The following is a 17,369-nucleotide window of genomic DNA, read 5'->3' as shown; positions in this document are numbered from 1 at the left end:
GAGGCGGCAGGCGCGACGGCCATCATCATCCCGCCGCCGTCCATCCCGCAGGGTCCGCAGTTCTTCGTCAACCGGCCCTTCCTGTACGTCATCCACGACTGGTACACCGGCGTACCGCTGTTCCTCGGCCGGGTCCACGACCCACTGGTCACCGGCGCATAACACGTCAGGGGTGGCACGTACGGTCACCCGGTGAGCGACGACGACTTCGTCCGGGGGATCGAGCAGCACCGGCGTGAGCTGCGCGTGCACTGCTACCGGATGCTCGGCTCCTACGACGAGGCGGAAGACCTCGTGCAGGAGGTCTTCCTGAAGGCGTGGCGAGGGCGGGCCGGCTTCGAGGGCCGGTCCTCGCTGCGCAGCTGGCTCTACCGCATCGCCACCAACGTCTGCCTGGACGCGCTCGACGGACGCAAACGGCGGCTGCTGCCCGACCAGGCCAACCCGGACTACCTTCCCGGGCAGCCGACGACGACCCTGATCACCGGCCCGTGGCTACAGCCGTTCCCGGACGCCTTGCGGGCACCGGACGGGCGGTGGGAGCCGGTCGCGCCGCGCCAGGACGAGCCGGAGGCGGCGGTCGTGGCGCGGGAGACCCTGGAGCTGGCCTTCCTGGCGGCGATGCAGCACCTGCCGCCCCGGCAGCGTGCCGCGGTGATCCTCTGTGACGTACTCGGCTGGCCGGCGCGGCAGACGGCCGAGGTGCTCGACGGCAGCGTCGCGTCGGTCAACAGCGCCCTCCAGCGGGCCCGCGCCACGCTGCGGGAGCAGTTGCCGCCGGGCCGGTCGGACTGGGCACCGGCCGCGCCGCCGACCGAGGCGGACCGGCAGGTGCTGCGACGATACCTGGACGCGATCGAGCGCGGCGACCTCGACGAGGTGGCCGCGCTGCTGGCCAAGGACGTACGGGCGACCATGCCGCCGCTGGCGGAGTGGTTCGCCGACCGCGCGTCCGTCCTCGCGGCCCTGGCGGCGACCTGGGACGCGAGTTCCCCCGACTACATCGGCGCGTTGCGCGCCGTCCCCACCAGCGCCAACGGGCAGCTGGCCGCCGCCAGCTACCGGCGCCCGCCGGGGCGGGGAGTCTTCGAGCCGTTCGGGATCGGAGTTCTCCAGGTACGCGACGGCCTGATCACGGAGATCGTCGCCTTCCACGAGCCGGCGCTCTTCCCGGCGTTCGGGCTGCCGCCGACGATCGACCGATGAGTTCTCGTCGCGGTCGCCGTCTCTACTTCGGTACGAGCACATCAGCGCACCAGGAGGACGGCATGAGCGACTTCGCACCGCAGACCGCGACCGGCAAGGTCCTGTGGCATTTCACCATGTCACTGGACGGCTTCGTGGCGGGGCCGGACCACGACATGACCTGGATGGAGACCGGCATCTCCGAGCGGCCCGGCTTCGTCCAGCAGTACATCGAGACCACCGGCGCCATCCTCGGCGGCCGGCGCGGCTGGGACGCCTTCCCGGACGCCGGCAACGTCTACGGCGGCGGCTGGAGCGGGTCGCTCTTCGTCATGACCCACCACCCCGAGGACGCCAAGCCCGCCGACCGGGTGACCTTCCTCGACTGCGACCTGGCGGAGGCGGTGGAGATCGCCCTGGCGGCAGCCGGCGGAAAGAACGTCGAGGTGCTCTCGGCGGACATCGGCCGCCAACTCCTCCACCGCGGCCTGCTCGACGAGATCGACCTGCACATCGCGCCGGTGCTGCTGGGTGACGGCATCCGCCTCTACGAGCACCTCGGCGGCCGTCCGATCTACCTGCACCGGGTCGGCGCCGACGACCCGACCGCCGAACTCGACGTACGCTACCGCCCGGCGCCCAGGTAGGGGAGCGGGTCGGGCCAGGGAGGCCCTCCACCTCTCGTGGAGCGGCCCTCCCGGCCCGTCCCGTCCTTCGCCGTACGCTGATCGACTCCGTTTCGCCGCAACGGTGGGGTCCGTAGCGGTCTGATACCGCCGTTTCGGCGAAACGGTGAGTCGTCTTTCCGCCTTCGGCCGTGACGAGCGACTCGCCATAGTGGACCATGGAGACGCGATTGGGCATCGTCGACGGGAGCGCTGATGGATCCGGTGACCTTGGTGGTCGGTGCGCTCGCGGCAGGAGCGTTGCAGGGCACCGGAGAGGCTGCGGCCAGCGCGGTCAAGGACGCCTACCAGGCTCTCAAAGCGGCGGTGGCGGCCCGCTTCGCCGACCGGCCGTCCGGGCAGTTGGTGCTGCAGGAGCACGAACAGGACCCTGAGGTGTATGCCGCACCGCTGGCCAAACAGGTCCGTGCGGCGGGTGCGGACCAGGATCCCCGGATCGTGGAACTGGCCCAGGCGCTGATGGCACTGCTGAACGAGCAGGGCGCCGGGTCGGCGAAATACCAGGTGCGTCTGGACGGGGCCAAAGGGGTGCAGGTGGGGGACGGCAACACCCAGACCAACACCTTCGAGTAATCGTGGATCGCGGGCCGGACGTGGGATCGGGTGACGGCACCGACTCGAGAAGATCGGCGCCGGACTCAGCCGGTGGATCCATGTATCGGGTTGACGCCTCAGGCGCCAAAGGCGTGCTGGTCGGGGATTACGGCGTCCAACACCTCCATTTTTATTACGGCGGCCAGACAGCCGAGTCGGCGGCCGACGCCGGCGCCCTGCGTGCGTACCTGGAATCGCTCGCGGAGTGGTACCGGTGGCTGGAGTTGCAGGGGATCCGGGAGGCCGGGTCGCTGCGCATCGAGTTGGACAAGGTCTACGTCGCCCTGAAGGCGGAGCCGGAAAGCGAATACGACCTGCGGCATCGCGCGAAGCTGCACGAGATCGAGATCCGTGAGGCGGCGGGCGGCGCGCCGATCGATTCGATCGCGCCGACCCACCTGGAGGCGCTGGACGCCGAGAACGTCCGGCGGACCCATCAGCCGCGGCGAGAGGACGCGCGGCGAGCGCAGGTGACCGAGGTCCGGACGATCGCCGACGTGATCCGCCAGCACACGCGGATGGTCCTGCTTGGTGGGCCCGGCAGCGGGAAGACGACCCTCAGCCACTGGCTGGCTCTTCAACTGGCCCGCGGGCTCCTGGACCAACTGGGGCGGGAGGTCGCCCCGCAGGTGGGGCCGGACCTGGCGGGCGGCCTGGGCGTCCACGTCCGTGCTGACGCGACCTTCTCGTTCTCAAGGGCACACGTCGCCTCGATGTTCGCCACCGACGACGCGAACGCCGACCAGGTGAGCGCGATCGGCATCGAGGTGCTGCCGACGCGGGGGACCCTGGCGCTGTCCGGGGTACCGGTCGTCGTCGGCCAGATCGTCAAGATCGACCAGGTGGAACGCCTGACGTTCACCCCCGCCGCCGGCGAATGCGGCACCGGCTACGCACACCTGGGCTTCTCGGCGTACGACGAGACGGGGCTGCTCGCCTCGGCGACGGTCGTGATCGACGTGGGGGTGCACGTACAGGTGCCGGTCTCCCAGGTGGACCCGGATCAGCGTCCCGCCCTGGCGGACGAGCAGCTGGTCGATCTCGGGCCGGCGCGGCTGCCGGTCTTCCTGCGGCTGGCCCACTTCGCCCGGGAACTTGCCGATCGGGAGCGGACGCGGCGACCCACCGTCTCCCTGGACGACTATCTCGGGCGCGACCCGGACACCCAGGGATGGGCCGGTGCCCCCGGCTCCGACGCTCGCAACACCCTGGTACGCCGATTCCTCGAAGCCGGCCGGGCGGTGGTCATCCTCGACGGTCTCGACGAGCTTCCCGAGGCCAACCGCCGTACGGTCCTGTTGCGGGTCCAGGACTTCATCGAGCGGTTCACTCCGCCCAACGCACCGGAGGCCGCAGAGCTGCCCTGGCAGGTCGGCGGCAACCAGGTCGTCGTCACCAGCCGGTACGTCGGCTACAAGCTGATGCCGGTCCGGGGCGGGTGCGCCCACTTCGGGATCCAGCCCATGCAGCGTCCGGCGGTGGAACAGTTCGCCCGCGCCTGGACGGCGGCGGTCAACGCCGAGCTTGCCGTCGGCGACCAGCGCGGCCTGGTCGCCGAGGCCCTGATCGAGGAGATCTACGACGACCTGCGACCGGCGATCCGGGAGCTGGCGACGAACCCCCTGCTGATCACCATCCTGGCGACGGTCTACTGGGCCGATGGTCGGCTGCCGGACCAACGTGCCGGCGTCTACGACCGGGTGGTGGAGAACCTGCTGCGCATCTGGCTGAAACGGCCAGAGTGCGAGGCACAGTCGCTCGGACGGGAGGAACTGCTGGCGGCCCTGGAGCCGCTGGCCGCCGAGTTGCAGGGCAATCCCGCGAGCAACGGCCTGGTCGCCCTGGACCGCATCGGTGAGCTGATCGAGGGCCCGCTGGCGCGGATGCGCCGGTCCGACCCGGCCGACCGCGCGTTCCGCCCGGTGCTCGACGCGCTGCTGACCACGATCAGGCGACAGGTCGGTCTGCTGGCGGAACAGAGTTCGGGCAACTACGCCTTCTTCCACCGGACCTTTCAGGAGTTCCTGGCCGCCCGGCACATGCTCGCCGACCGGGAGAACGCGGCGGCGAAGATGGTCGAGCGGCTCGACGACCCACAGTGGCGGGAACCCCTGCTGCTGGCCCTGGGTTTCGCCATGATCAGCCCGGACTGGGGTGGACCGCAGGCCAGGGCTCGACTGCTAGCGGACGTGCTGGCCGGCGACGACGAGGATCCGCTGCTGCCCCGGGCCGCCATTCTGATGGTCGCCGCCCTTCCCGACCTCAAGGACGTGCCGAAGTCGATCGTCGAGCAGGTGGTCCGACAACTGCTCCGACGCTACGCGTTCAGCCAGGACCAGCCGCAGGCGGCAGGGCTGCGCGAGCGGATCTGTACGGCGTTCGCCCAACTGCGCGGCGGACCGCGCGCCGACCTCGTCGCCGAGGTGATCGTCGAGACCATCCGGCGACCCACCGACGACCAGGATCTGACCGCTGCGGCAGCCGAGGTGCTGGTGCGGCTGCACTGGTTCACCACTAGCACCGTCGAGGCCCTGCTGAAGGCGGTGCCCGGGGACCGGGCGGAACTGGGCTGGCCGATCCACTGGGCGTTGCTCGCCGCCCTCGGCCAGCCGGTCGGCCGCTTCAGCAGACCGGCACCGACGCTGAACATGCAGCGGCTGCGCGCGGCTCACCTGCCGATGCGCAGACTCCTCGAATCCAGACCGGAGCTCACCGCGTACGTACGCGCCGACAGCGACTGGCTGTGGCTGCTGATCGCCCTGTACGGCGGGCTGGGGCACACCCAGCCCCACGGTTCGCTCGACGAACAACCGGAGTCGCCCGCCCCGGCGCAGGAGGCCGAGGAGGTCCCGACGGGACCGGGCGAGGGGCGGCCGGTGACGTTGCCCCCGATCGAGTTCTGCCCCACCGACATCGTCCACGACCTTGCCGATCCGGAGTTGAGCCGCCTCATTCTGGGACACCTGCGTCAGCGGCGGCCGGCCGGCGACCTCGTCGAGACCCTCCACACCCTCTGGCAGCGGGGCACCAACCTGGCAGGCCGCGCCGACGCCCTGGTCGGCCTGGCGGCGCTCGGTGAGGACGTCCTCCCGCTGCTCGCCGACGCCGCTGGCGACCGGGACCGTCGGGCTGCCGCACAGCAGGCCCTGGGCCGGTTCCGGTGGCTGCGGGCCCTGTTGCGGGAACCACTGGTCAGGTCGACGGAGATCGCCGCGCGCACCATTCCCGAGGTGGCCCCGGAAGCACATCAACTGGATCTGCTGCGGATCGTCATCGAGGCGCGTGCCGCCAGCGGCGGCGGTGCGCTCCAGGTCAGCGATCGGATTCCCGCCCACTGTCTCGTCGCCGCCACCTCGGCGCCGGTGCGCGAGGCCCTGGCGGCCGAGTACTGGGCGTACGTCTTCTGCGGAGCCGCGGACGAACGGCCCGAGGTGCTGTGGGCCAACGTCAGGGCCGCGACCGAGGCGCAGCCGCCCGACTCCCCGGGTCGGGGCTGGTCGATGCTCGCCCAGGCCCGCAACCACCTGTCCCGGCCGCGCCTACCATGGCCGCAACTGCTCCTCGTGCCACGATGCGAGACACCGACCGAGCGGTATCTCGCGATGCTGGACGGGCTCGCGACGGCGCCGACTGAGCGCAACTATCTCGCCGGTTATCTGCTGGGGCGGCACCGGTCGATCGTGGATGACGATCCGGCCCTGCTGTGGGAGACGTTGGCGATCGGCATTCTGCGTGGAGAGGAGTTCAGGCTCGGGTATGTCGCCGGTGCTACCGGCGACCGGATCTTCGACTCCACCTGCGCGCCGAGCGCCTTCGACCACATCGCCTCCTGGACCAACCTGCTCGTCGGCCGAGCAGGGCCGTATTGGCGACCCGAGCGGTGGGATCCTCGTCACCACCCGCTTCTCGCCAGCCTGGGGATCGTGGCCGAGGCCCGCAACCGCGGCATGCACGTGTCGACGCTGCGGCCTCTCCTGGAGGAGATCTTCCTGCTACGAAACCAGGAGGTCACCAGGCCGGGTGAGGTGAGCGCGGAGTCGATGTCCGCGCTGTGGACGTACGCTGCTCGGCTCGCCGACCCGTACCTGCGGTTCCGGGCCCTGTGGCGGCTGTGCGACAGCCTCCGCCGTGACCAGGTGCTCGCCCTGCGACTGGACATCCTCGGCCTGATCGAGAGCATCACGGACCCGCACGACCGGGCGCGGGCCTTCGAGTGGATCGTGTCGGCGATTCCCGGCAAGCAGGCCAGGCTCGGCATCGGTGACATCTTCGATTTGTCGGAACTGCTGGAGGCGCTCACCGACATCGCCGACCCGGAGAACCGGGCCCGCGCCCAGTACCGACTGGCGCTTCTCGTGCCACAACGGCAGGAGGAACTGCGCGATGCCGCGGTCGGATCCGTCGGCGAGATCGCCGATCCGCAGCGGCGCGCCGAGGTCGTCGCTGATCTGCGTACCGCGATGGTCTCGAACCTCACCCAGCCCCTGGACGCCGTCGCCGACGCCATGCCCGACCCTTGGCTGCGAGCGAAGGCACGCGGTCGTTCCGCCCGGCTGGTGACCGCCTACCGGCAGCACTACGACACCCCGGCGCTGCTCTGGCGGCTTCCGGCGGGCGGCGGGCCCGACGGCGGCACCAGCTGCCGGCTCACCCAACCGACCGGGCACCTGGCCTGGGGACTTCTCTTCCTGAACGCCACGGCGCTGGAGGTCGAAGCGTTCGGGGCCGTACCGACGGCCAGTGCGAGCCAGTGGTCTCTGCTGTTGGGCTCCGACCTGTCGACGGGCCTGGAGAAACTGCTCGGCTCGATGCGGGAGGGGGCGCTGCGGGTCGGTGCACGGGAGGTCTCCGTGCTCAACCAGGTCATCTCCACGGGCCGGGCCGCGGCCCTGGAGCCGCTCTGGGCCCATCTGGAGTGCACCGACCCCGGCGCGGTGGCGATCATCACCCGGTGGGTCGGTGCCGGCCCGGCGGTGGACGCCTGGAAGGCACTCGTGCAGGCGGAAGCCGGGCACCTGACACCGGAGAGCGCCACGGCCCTCATCGAGCTGGCCTGTGGGGCGACCGACCGCCTTCGGCTGCGGGCCGCACTGGCCCTGCACGGGCACCAGCCGGTGGGGCAGAACCGGGCTCGCCGTTGGTCCGTCCAGCGGGTCGGAGCAGGGACGGTGGCGGTGATCGCGACCCAGGCCTGTCGGGAGGACCACCTTCCGTCCGTGCTCAGCACGCTGTGGTGGGTCACCCACGACATCCATCACGACGACGCCGGGGCCCTCGGCCGGTGGCTGGCGGAGGCGGCAGAGCGGGACGACTCGCCCGCGTCCTGGATTCTCGGCTCAATCGAGTCGATCGACCAGGAGTTGGTGCCACTGCTGCTGGAGGCCCTTCCCGCCGCCGCACCGAGCCTGCAACGGACGCTGCTCACCGCCCTGGCCCGGCTGACGCACTGCGGCGAGGCCCTCCACCCGAACCGGACTGCGGTGCGTAGCGCGATCATGGCGGTGCCGGCCGAGGTCCGGCGGCAGGTGGCGGTCCTTCCCGAAGGCCCCGTGACATACCTGAAGGTCGTGACACAGGCGGTTGCTGACGACGGCGGGGAGTCGCATCTCGACACCGCGCTCGGGCTGCTGGACGACTCGTATCTCTGGCTCGACGACGAGTGCCTCGACAACGACACGGCATGCGCCGACCGGCTCAAGCAGATCGGTTCTGCCTACTACGTTCCCGTCGGGTCGAACAGTTACTGGGCCAGGGCGGACAAGGCCGCAGCGACCCTGGCGGAGAACGAGCAGGCGCTGCGCCTGCTGCTCTCCTGGGTCCAGCATCCAAGCTCCGAGCAGATCGCCGACCGGGACCTGGGTGACCTGCTCAGCGCGACGTACGCCCTGGCCCGGCAGTCACCCGACGCGTTCGCCGCCCTGACGGATCCCGACGAGTGGGAACCACTGCTCGTCGAGTGGGCGGAGACGGCCAGCCGGTGGATCATCCGGCTGTCCGCCGTTCGGCTGCTGGGTCTGCTCCGTCGGGTCACCTCCCGGATCACCGCGGCACTGCGCGCGGCCATGACCGACGTCTCCTACATCCAGCAGGCCGCTTACGAGTCGGTCGGCGAGTTCCGCCGGATGAAGGACGACATCATTCCGGAGTTGGTCGACCTGTTGGACGACCAGAGCGCGGCCGTCGCCGCGGCAACGGCCCGGCTGCTGGTGGCCCTCGCCGAGGCCGAAGGCACCACGGTCGATCGGCGCCGGATCCTCGACGGACTTCAGGAGGCGGCCACCGGAACCCCCCAGGCCCGTCCCGTCTACCTGATGCGGGATGACGGGGAGGGGTTGATGTCGATCGAGTACCTCGACCGGCTGGATCGGATCCTCTACCGGGCGATCTTCGAGCTGAGCGGGGTCTGACCGTCGATCCTCCGGGCCGGCTGCGGGGTGCCGTCGAGCCGGACGACCTGTTCTCCCGGGCCGAGAGACCAGACCTCCTTCGGGGCCAGGCCGAGCAGCGCCTCGACCTCGGCGGCCGCCGCGGTCTCCCGGGTGCCGAAGACCTGGACCGCACCGCAACCGGCGACGATCTCCGGCCAACGACTCGGGTACGTGGTGCGCAGCTGATGCAGGTCGTGCCAGAAGGTCCAGGCGCGGACGGTCGATCCGGACCGCAGCCTGAGCACCGACTCCAGCAGGGGGAAGGGGCCGAGTTCCACACAGTGGTCGAGGAGGAAGAGCGTGGGCAGGCCCCCGGTCTCCGGAGCCCGCCGGGCGTTGTGCAACAAGGTGCCCACCCAGAGCCGCAGCAGTGGGGCGTGCGTGGCGAGTCGCTCCGGAGGAATCACCAGGTAGACCGTCACGGGTGCCCCGGCGCGCATCTCGGACAGCGAGAAGCTCGACCCGCGCACGCTCTCCTGCACCTCCGGATTGCTCAGCATCTTGAGATGCGAGGTGAGGTGGGTGAGGATCCGGGACCGGGTCATGTCATCCCGTTGCAGGAAGGTCGCCATCTCCGAGTAGGACATCTTCGGAATCTTCTTACCGATGGTGTCCAGCACCACGGCCAGGTTGTAGATCACGTCGTCGGCGTGCATCGTCACGTAGACCTGGTCGAACGAACGCTGTTCCGGCGGTAGCACCGCGAGGTAACCGATCACCGCACTGAGCAGCGCGAATGCGTTCTGCTCGATGTCCCGGCCGGGCGAGTTGCCGGGAATCAGCAGCTCGGCGAGATCCTGACAGCTGGACTCCAGGGCCGGTGACACCAGCCCGTCCAGCAGAGCCATCGGGTCGAGGGCGTCCGACTCCGCTCCAGCCACCCCGAAGGGGTCCAGCCGTACCACCGTGTGACCCATCGCGCGTCGGGCCGCCGCCGTGGCCGCGTACGCCTCGCCGGTCAGGTCGATGGCGACCACCTGCCCGGTGTAGGTCAACAGATTCGGAATCAGACAGGCCCGACACCGGCCCGACCGGTTCGGGGCGATCGTCAACAGGTGGGCGTTCTCGTCGTGGGTGAGCAGGCCGGACGCCGACGAGGTGGCGGAGGCTCCACCGCTGCGAGCCGGCCGCACGGTGTGCCCGAGCAGAAGCGACTCGGGTCCCATCTCGCTCATCCGCGCCTCAGCCCGCCGACCGGGTGCCGCTGTGTGTGCTCCTGCGCCCGGCGGCGTCGGTCAGGTCAGTCATGCCGGTCTCCCTGATGAGCCTTGCGACGATGGCGTTTCCCGATTCTGCCCTGCCGAGCGTGAGGCCGGCCATATCGTCCGGGGTCCCTGTAGGTCATCGGACAGTCCTAGGGGTGCGGCGGCGGGCCGGATACGTCGTTCGCCGAGAGCCAGCACCGCAGCCACGATGCCGAGCAGGGCGCCGATCAGCACGGTGCTGCGTACGCCGTGGCCGGGCAGGACCAGACCGCCGATCAGGGCCCCGGCGGTGATACCGACGTTGACCGCGGCGGAGACGGTGGCGGCGGCCAGGTCGGACCGCCCGGGGGCCACCTGGAGCACCAGGCCCCCGAGGGCGGCGGTGAACGCGGCGAAGGCGAGTCCGGCCACCGCGATCAGGCCGACGGCCACCGCCGGTCGGTGGCCGAAGGTGTAGAGGCCGAGCAGGGCCCCCGACTGCAGCGCGACGGTCGCGGTCAGGACCGTCCACGGGCTGCGGTCCACCACCGCGGCGACGGTGAGGATGCCGAGGACGCTGGCGATACCGCGTACCAGCAGGATGGCCCCGACGGAGGCGGCGGAGAACCCGGCCACCTCGGTGACGAAGAGGGCTACATAGGTGTAGGCGGCGATGGCACCGGCGGTCGCCAGAACGGCCATCGCCACCAACAACCAGAAGCGGCGGGCGTCGGGCGTCGCACCGCGAGCGGCATGCCCCTGGTCAGGTCGCGTCGAGGGCAGCAGCGCGGCCACCGTGGCGAGCACGACCGCGCCGAGGGCGGCGACCCCCAGGAAGGAGACCCGCCAGCCGGCCCGCTCACCCAGCCAGGTCCCGGCGGGTACGCCGAGGGCCAACGCGACCGTGCCGCCGGCGAAGACGACCGCGACCACCCGCCCGCGCAGTCGAGGCGGGAACAGTTCGGCCGCTGCCGGCACCACGACCGCCCAGAACAGTGCGTGGGTGGCGGCGGTGGCCATCCTGGCCGCCAGGAGCAGGGTCAGGTCATCCGCCACCACCGTGATCGCGGTACTGAGGACGAAGCCGGCCAGCAGAGCCGACAGCAACCGTCGGCGCGGGATGGTCCGGACCAGCGCGGTCAACGGGACCGAGGCGACCATCACCACCGCGCCGTACGCGGTGACGAGCAGGCCGACCTGCGCGGGGGTGACGGCCAGGTCGGCGGCCATGGGCAGTAACAGCCCGATCGGCAGCGCCTCCGCGGTGGTGTAGAGGAAGGTCCCTCCGGCCAGGCCGATCAACGCGCCCACCGCCCGACTGCGTCTCATCCGAACCTCCCACTGTTACCCCCTAAACCCGATATGGAGGAAACTAGATGTCCTTCATCGATGGGTCAACTGGTAAAGTGGCTTTTGATGGAAACACCCGAGGACGTCAGGCGGATGCGCCTGGTGGGCGGCAACCTGGCCCTGGACTTCGTCAACACCCGCTCCGGTCCACCCACCGGCGCGGCGGATGACGACACCCTCACCGGCTACTCCGCCCTGCTCGACTGGGGGGTCTACGCGGAGGCCCTGACCCAGGCGCAGGCGGCGGTGCTGCGTCGGCGCTGCCGCGACCGCCCGGGCGAGGCCGAGGCCGTCTTCGGGCAGGCCCTGGGCATCCGCGACTACCTGGACGAGGTGTTCCGGGCGCTGGCCACCGACCGGGACCCGGACCCCTCGGCCCTGGCCCGGCTGCGGGACGACGAGGCGGAAGCCCTGCGCCACGCACGACTCGATCGTGACCACACCTTCGTCTGGACCTGGCACGCCGACGACACCCTGGCCCGGCCGCTGCGACCGGTCGTGCACGCGGCCGCCCAACTGCTCACCACGGGCCAACTGAACCGGGTCAAGGGCTGCGGAGGCTGCCGCTTCCTCTTCTACGACGAGAGCAAGAACCGCAGCCGCCGCTGGTGCAGCATGGACGACTGCGGCACCGCCGAGAAGATCCGCCGCTACCTCACCGCCCGCCAGGGCCGTCGCGTCCGGTGAGGCGGCGTCCCGTCCGCCGGTGATGCCGGCGTTACCGGGATGACCCGCCGGTGAAACCCGCCATTGAGATCGTCACCCATCGATCTTCGGCAAGGAGGCGGGCGATGACCAGTTCCACGACCCGGCGTCAGTTCCTGCAAGCCGTCGGGGTGTCCGGCGGAGCGGGGGTCCTCTACGGCACCATGGCCGCTCTCGGCCTGGCCCCGCCCGCCCAGGCGGCGCCGCCGTTTCGGGCGCCGGACCGATCGGACTTCACCCTGACCGGCCGGTCCGCGAAATCCGTCCTGGTCCTCGGTGCCGGCATTGCCGGGCTGGCCGCCGCGTACGAACTCGGCAAGGCCGGCTACCGGGTGCAGATCCTGGAGGCCCGCAACCGTCCCGGCGGTCGTAACTGGACGGTGCGGGGCGGCACGGTCGAGACCGACCTGGACGGGCACACCCAACGGGCCCGCTTCGCCGGTGGCCAGTACCTCAACGCCGGTCCGGCGCGGATCGCCCAGCACATGGTGACCATGGACTACTGCCGGGAACTGGGGGTGCCGGTCGAGATCTTCGGCAACCAGAACGCGGACGGCTACTACTTCAACGACAACGTCGGAGCCCTCTCCGGGCAACCCATCCGGCACCGGGAGGCCAAGGCCGACGTCTACGGGTACGTCTCCGAACTGCTCGCCAAGGCCACCGACCAGGGTGCCCTGGACACCCACCTCACCGGCGAGGACAAGGAGCGGCTGCTGGAGTTCCTGCGCTCCTTCGGTGCCATCGGTCCCCGGGTGGCCGGTGACCCGGCGGCCAGTTGGCGGTACACCGGCACCAACCGGCGTGGCTACGAGGTGGAGCCGGGCGCAGGCTTCCAGGCGGGTACCCCCAGACTCACCCCCTATCCGCTGTCCGACGTGCTGGCCAGCGGTGTCGGCCGGTACTTCTCCTTCGAGTTCGGCTACGACCAGGCGATGCTGATGTTCCAGCCGGTCGGGGGGATGGACCGCATCGCGTACGCCCTGGAGGAGGCCGTGGGGCGGCGCCACATCAGCTACGAGGCGGAGGTCCGCTCCCTCACGAACACCGGCTCCGGGGTGTCCGTGGTCTACACCGGACCCGGCGGCAGGCTGCGGACCGCGACCGCGGACTTCTGTGTCTGCACCATCCCGCCGCAGGTGCTGGCGAAGATCCCCTCGAACCTCACCGAGCCGGTCCGGACCGCCCTGGCGTACGCCTCCCCGAACACCACCGGCAAGATCGGATTGCAGTACGGTCGGCGGTGGTGGGAGCAGGACGACAAGATCTACTCCGGCATCACCAACACCAACCTGGACCTGTCCGCGATCTGGTACCCCTCCTACGGCTACCACGGCGCCAAGGGGGTCGTGGTCGGGTACTACAACAACGGGGCCAACGCCCGGGCGTACGCCGCCCTGTCCCCGGCGGACCGGGAGGCCCGCGCGGTCGCCCAGGGGGTACGCATCCACGGCGAGAAGTACCGCACCGAGCTGGAGACCTCCTTTTCGGTGGCCTGGGAACGCACCCGCTACTCCGAGGGTGGCTGGGTGTCGTGGCCCTCCCGCACCACCGGCGGACACTACGGGCGGCTGCTGGAGCCCGACGGGCGGGTGTACTTCGCCGGTGACCACCTGAGCCACTACATCGCCTGGCAGGCCGGGGCCTTCGAGTCGGCCCGTCTGGTCGTCACCGACCTGCACGCCCGGGTCATGTCCAGCTGAGGGGTCGGGGGAGTCAGTCGGGGCGGTGACTGTTGGTGTGACCGACCCGCAGGATGAGAGCCTCGACCCAGCGTTCGAACCGGCTGCTGCCGCCGCCCAGCAGCTCGCTCAGCTCGTCCGCGGTCACCCCGCCCCGGGCGGCCAGGGACTCGACCAGGGTGCGCAGCCGACGGTGGTCGTCGTCGGCCGACCCCTCGGTGAAACCGCCCGTGCCCAGGTGACGCTGCACATCCTGAAGGATGTCCATCATCTGCGGCAGGGTCTCGATGATCTGCGACAGACCGGCCTCCCGAGGGCTGGTCGAGCCGCGTAGCTCCTGAAGGGTGAGGGCGACCGACATCGGGGTGACGATGTCGGCGCCCTCCCCGAAGGCGTCGATGGCCCGGCCCAGCTGATCCTTGGCGTGGTGCACGCTGTCCAGGTCGGTGTGGTCGACCAGGATCACCCGCATGCCCTGCACGTCGAAGGGCAGCTGCTGACCCTTCGCCAGCAACTGCACGAACGGCTTGCGCAGGGCGTGCCGCACCGCCAGTTCGTAGAAGACATTGGGATTCTGGTCGGTGAGGTCGGCGATGACCAGGTCGTTCTGAATGATCCGGTCCAGTACCTGCGAGGTGATCATGCCAGCGCGTTCGATCTCGTCGCCCCGCACGGCCACGTAGCCCCGCTCCTCGACCACCGGTCGGATGACGTGCTTGAGGATCTGGTCGCTGCGTTTGCGGATCTCCGAGCCCTCCGGGCCGATCGGTGCGATCACGAAACACTCACGGCGCATTGATCGATCGTTGTCCTCCCCCATGGACCCAGCGTAGTGGAGTTCAGCGATACGAGTTGTCAGCCGGTCGGCGTGCGAGACCGGTCCCACCGGGCGCGATGTTCGGCGAGTAGCCGACCGGCCTGCTCGGCGGCCAGGGCGCTGACCGGTTCCCGGACCCAACCGGCTAGGACTGCGGCCATGCCCTCGACCAGGTGCCGACCCACCGGGGTCAGTCGCCGCTGCGCGGCCAGCACCCGTACGGTGTCCTCGGCCGCCCGGCTCCACCGGGCGAACTCGACCTCCGCGCGATACCGGGCCGCCCCGGTGGCCGTGGCCCGCACCTGCCGACGCCAGAACCCCGCCACCCCCAGATGGGCGTACGCCCCGTGCAGCAACCCGTCCAGGGGCCGGGGGTCGGTCCGCCACGGCGCGTAGAACAGCTCGGGCGGGCCCGGTTCCAGCAGGGCGAACATGTCGGTGAGGGCGGCCAGCTTGGCGTGCTGGATCTCGTGGGCCAGCACGACGGCGGCGGATCGGCCGTCCGGCGGCAGGGACATGGCCACCGACCCGAAGGCGTGGTGGAAGGTGCCGCTGCGGCTGCCGTACCGGGGCGCCCCGACCGGCACCAACGCCCGGATGGCTCCGGCGATCTCCTCGGCGACCGGCCGGTGGTGCTCGACCAGCAGCCGCCAGGCCTCCTCCAGTCGGGACCGCCAGGCCGGGGTCAACTCCCCGCCGATGCGGTGGCCGGTGCCGATCCCCGGCACATGCCGCCAACTGCGGGTGTCCAGCAGCAGGGACAACCGCAGCCCGTGGTGGGCCAGCACCAGTCGGGGCACCGGCTGCCACCGGGGGTCGGTCGAGCCGACGCCGATGGCGACCCGCTCGCCCGCACCGTGCGCCCAGGCCTGTCCTCGGTCGACCCGAATCCGGGCGCGGGTGGTGGCGGCCGGCAGCTCCGCCGTGCCCAGGCCGGGCAGATCCAACCGGCCGGCCGCCCCTTCCGCCAGGGGCACCTCCAGGTCGGCGGTCACCCCGGCGCGGACGGCCGCGGTGGCCGCCACCGCCGCCAGCAGCCCGGGGTAGGTCCGGGTCGGATCCGCCCCGCCGAGCAGGGCCGCCGTGCCGAAGGCCCAGGCGGCGGCCGGTGGATGGGCCAGCGCCGCGGCCCGCACCTCCGGCCGCAGCCCGGCCAGCAGCCGGTACGCCGCCTCGACCGCCGCCCGGTCGGGGTGTCCCCGCTGGCGCAGCAGCAGGACTATCGCGCGGACCAGGAGGATCGACTTGCTGTGTTGGGCGGCCCGTAACAGGGCCACCCCCTCCGCGCCGCCGCGCCCGGCGGCCAACTCGTCGAGGACCGCCCGGGGCAGTCGATGCTCGGTCGGTATCACCGGGCCGCCCCGGACAGCAGGGCCAGGTCGCGGCGCACCGTGCCCCCGATGTGATTGATCAGGGCGTACAGGTCGGGGCAGTAGACGGACGGATTGTCGAAGCCGGTGTCGGCCGCCCAGCGGTGGGTACGCAGCCCGCCGCCGCACACCCGACCCAGGTCGCAGGCCCGACAGGTGGCGCTCAGGGCCGCCAGCCCGGCCTGCTGTTGCCGGACCGCCGGCAGGTCCAGCAGGGTGTCGAAGGGGTCCCGCAGCACATGCAGTCCGGTGTGGGCGGCGCCGTCGTACGCGGCGGCCAGGGTGTCGTCCATCTCGATCGCCCCGTCGGTCTGCACCACGGCCACCGCCACCGCGCTGGTGCCCACCCCGGCCACTCGGGAGGTGCCGCCGAGCAGCACCTGGATGATCTCGTCGAAGAGGCGGATCCGTACCGGTGGTCCGGGTTGGTGGTACCAGTGCGCGAAGACCGCGATCAGCCAGTCCGCGTACGGGGTGGATCCGGGCTGGGGCACCCGGGCGGGCGGGGGAGTGTGCCAGGTGCCGTGCGGCAGCAGGAAGTCCACCGCCGGGGGCCGGTGGGCCAGTAGGCGGCGGTACGTGTCGACCGGGTCGTTGCGCAGGTCGATCGTGCACAGCAGACCGTTGAACAGGTGCGGGTGGCCCGTGGTCAGCCGGTGTATCGCCGCGGCGACCCGATCGTGGCTGCCGCGTCCGTCCGGTCCGCGTCGATGCCGGTCGTGGGCGTCCCGGTCGCCGTCCAGGCTCAGGCTGATCCGGACGTCCAGCCGGTCGAGCAGCCGCAGGTAGGCCTCGGTCAACTGAAGGCCGTTGGTCTGCACGGTGATCCGCACCGGTACCGGGGCCACCGCCTGTCGGATGGCCGACACGGCGTGCTCGATCCGGGCCGGTCCGACCAACAGGGGTTCCCCGCCGTGCAGGACGACGGAGACCCGGTCCAGTCGATGTGCGCGGGCATGGTCGCCGATGCGCCCGGCGGTGGCCTCCAGCACCCGGGGCGACATCGTCCGGGGCAGGTCCCGCCAACGCTGGTCGGCCATCGTGTAGACGTAGCAGTGGTCGCAGGCCAGGTCGCAGCGACTGTGCAGCTTGAGCACGAACTGGCGCAGGGCGATCGGCGGGGCGCGGCGGACGGCTGAATCAGCGGCCGGCCGATGGTCCTCATCGGATCCGGACATAGGAGCTCCACGAACTGGCGACGGCTGGCGGGCCGCCGTCGGGCCCACCAGCATACATCGACAACCGACATTGAACGGGTGGCTGTCACATCGAAGGACGCCGAGGTGCAACGCCCTCGACCGGTCCGTTTCCTACAGTCCGGACGGTAAGTCGGGCCCCCGTGAGGTCGACGCCGTACCGTTATCATGG

At 71.0% G+C, this 17,369-nt stretch carries 12 protein-coding genes; 7 read left to right on the top strand and 5 right to left on the bottom strand.

All coding sequences use genetic code 11. The annotated features are described in order from the left end of the window. The 5 genes from ABZ795_RS27430 to ABZ795_RS27410 all read left to right on the top strand — a co-directional run. Nucleotides 1-162 (top strand): serpin family protein (locus tag ABZ795_RS27430; protein WP_357532447.1); only part of this gene is annotated, 162 nt, incomplete at its 5' end. Nucleotides 163-192: 30 nt separating this feature from the next. Then, entirely contained in the window at nt 193-1,206 is a 1,014-nt protein-coding gene (locus tag ABZ795_RS27425) for a sigma-70 family RNA polymerase sigma factor (RefSeq protein WP_357532446.1), read from the top strand. 62 nt (nt 1,207-1,268) lie between these two features. Continuing rightward, a complete protein-coding gene (locus ABZ795_RS27420; RefSeq protein WP_357532445.1) occupies nt 1,269-1,832 on the top strand; it encodes a dihydrofolate reductase family protein in 564 nt (187 codons plus the stop codon). Nucleotides 1,833-2,066: 234 nt separating this feature from the next. Then, entirely contained in the window at nt 2,067-2,444 is a 378-nt protein-coding gene (locus tag ABZ795_RS27415; protein ID WP_327025778.1) for a hypothetical protein, read from the top strand. 113 nt (nt 2,445-2,557) lie between these two features. After that, nucleotides 2,558-8,872: a hypothetical protein gene (locus ABZ795_RS27410; protein WP_357532444.1), complete on the top strand. Its 6,315-nt coding sequence runs from the start codon at nt 2,558-2,560 to the stop codon at nt 8,870-8,872. Here the strand turns inward: ABZ795_RS27410 and ABZ795_RS27405 are convergent. Next, entirely contained in the window at nt 8,839-10,068 is a 1,230-nt protein-coding gene (locus tag ABZ795_RS27405; protein ID WP_357532443.1) for a type IV secretory system conjugative DNA transfer family protein, read from the bottom strand. The two genes, ABZ795_RS27410 and ABZ795_RS27405, sit on opposite strands and share 34 nt — an antisense overlap. Nucleotides 10,069-10,137: 69 nt before the next feature. Further along, entirely contained in the window at nt 10,138-11,406 is a 1,269-nt protein-coding gene (locus ABZ795_RS27400) for an MFS transporter (RefSeq protein ID WP_357532442.1), read from the bottom strand. An 87-nt stretch (nt 11,407-11,493) separates the two neighbouring features. Here ABZ795_RS27400 and ABZ795_RS27395 point away from each other — a divergent pair, with 87 nt between their 5' ends. Then, nucleotides 11,494-12,114 (top strand): ABATE domain-containing protein, encoded by a 621-nt coding sequence (locus ABZ795_RS27395; RefSeq protein WP_357532441.1) that lies wholly within the window; start codon nt 11,494-11,496, stop codon nt 12,112-12,114. 104 nt (nt 12,115-12,218) lie between these two features. Beyond that, the gene (locus ABZ795_RS27390) at nt 12,219-13,835 is read left to right on the top strand and encodes a flavin monoamine oxidase family protein (protein WP_357532440.1); all 1,617 of its coding nucleotides are present in this window, start codon (nt 12,219-12,221) and stop codon (nt 13,833-13,835) included. A gap of 13 nt (nt 13,836-13,848) precedes the next feature. Here ABZ795_RS27390 and ABZ795_RS27385 read toward each other — a convergent pair whose 3' ends face one another. Genes ABZ795_RS27385 through ABZ795_RS27375 form a run of 3 tightly spaced genes read right to left on the bottom strand, consistent with a single transcriptional unit; the run spans nt 13,849 to nt 17,179 of the window. Continuing rightward, entirely contained in the window at nt 13,849-14,634 is a 786-nt protein-coding gene (locus tag ABZ795_RS27385; protein ID WP_357532439.1) for a hypothetical protein, read from the bottom strand. 35 nt (nt 14,635-14,669) lie between these two features. After that, nucleotides 14,670-15,983 carry an HEXXH motif domain-containing protein gene (locus ABZ795_RS27380; protein WP_357532438.1) on the bottom strand — a complete coding sequence of 438 codons (1,314 nt, stop codon included), beginning with the start codon at nt 15,981-15,983 and terminating at the stop codon, nt 14,670-14,672. Continuing rightward, nucleotides 15,980-17,179 (bottom strand): FxsB family cyclophane-forming radical SAM/SPASM peptide maturase, encoded by a 1,200-nt coding sequence (locus ABZ795_RS27375; protein ID WP_357532437.1) that lies wholly within the window; start codon nt 17,177-17,179, stop codon nt 15,980-15,982. The genes ABZ795_RS27380 and ABZ795_RS27375 overlap by 4 nt, the downstream gene beginning before the upstream one ends. Between the last annotated feature and the right edge of the window lie 190 nt (nt 17,180-17,369).

Origin of the sequence: Micromonospora sp. NPDC047134, from assembly GCF_040643455.1 — a bacterium.
Taxonomy (GTDB): domain Bacteria; phylum Actinomycetota; class Actinomycetes; order Mycobacteriales; family Micromonosporaceae; genus Micromonospora.
This window is presented reverse-complemented; position numbering and strand designations above follow the sequence as displayed.

Bases quoted from the DNA above. Each gene is read 5' to 3' on its own strand.
- ABZ795_RS27415 (WP_327025778.1), top strand. From the start codon at position 2,067: ATGGATCCGGTGACCTTGGTGGTCGGTGCGCTCGCGGCAGGAGCGTTG.
- ABZ795_RS27395 (WP_357532441.1), top strand. From the start codon at position 11,494: ATGGAAACACCCGAGGACGTCAGGCGGATGCGCCTGGTGGGCGGCAAC.
- ABZ795_RS27420 (WP_357532445.1), top strand. From the start codon at position 1,269: ATGAGCGACTTCGCACCGCAGACCGCGACCGGCAAGGTCCTGTGGCAT.
- ABZ795_RS27405 (WP_357532443.1), bottom strand. From the start codon at position 10,068: ATGAGCGAGATGGGACCCGAGTCGCTTCTGCTCGGGCACACCGTGCGG.
- ABZ795_RS27375 (WP_357532437.1), bottom strand. From the start codon at position 17,179: ATGTCCGGATCCGATGAGGACCATCGGCCGGCCGCTGATTCAGCCGTC.
- ABZ795_RS27390 (WP_357532440.1), top strand. From the start codon at position 12,219: ATGACCAGTTCCACGACCCGGCGTCAGTTCCTGCAAGCCGTCGGGGTG.
- ABZ795_RS27385 (WP_357532439.1), bottom strand. From the start codon at position 14,634: ATGGGGGAGGACAACGATCGATCAATGCGCCGTGAGTGTTTCGTGATC.
- ABZ795_RS27400 (WP_357532442.1), bottom strand. From the start codon at position 11,406: ATGAGACGCAGTCGGGCGGTGGGCGCGTTGATCGGCCTGGCCGGAGGG.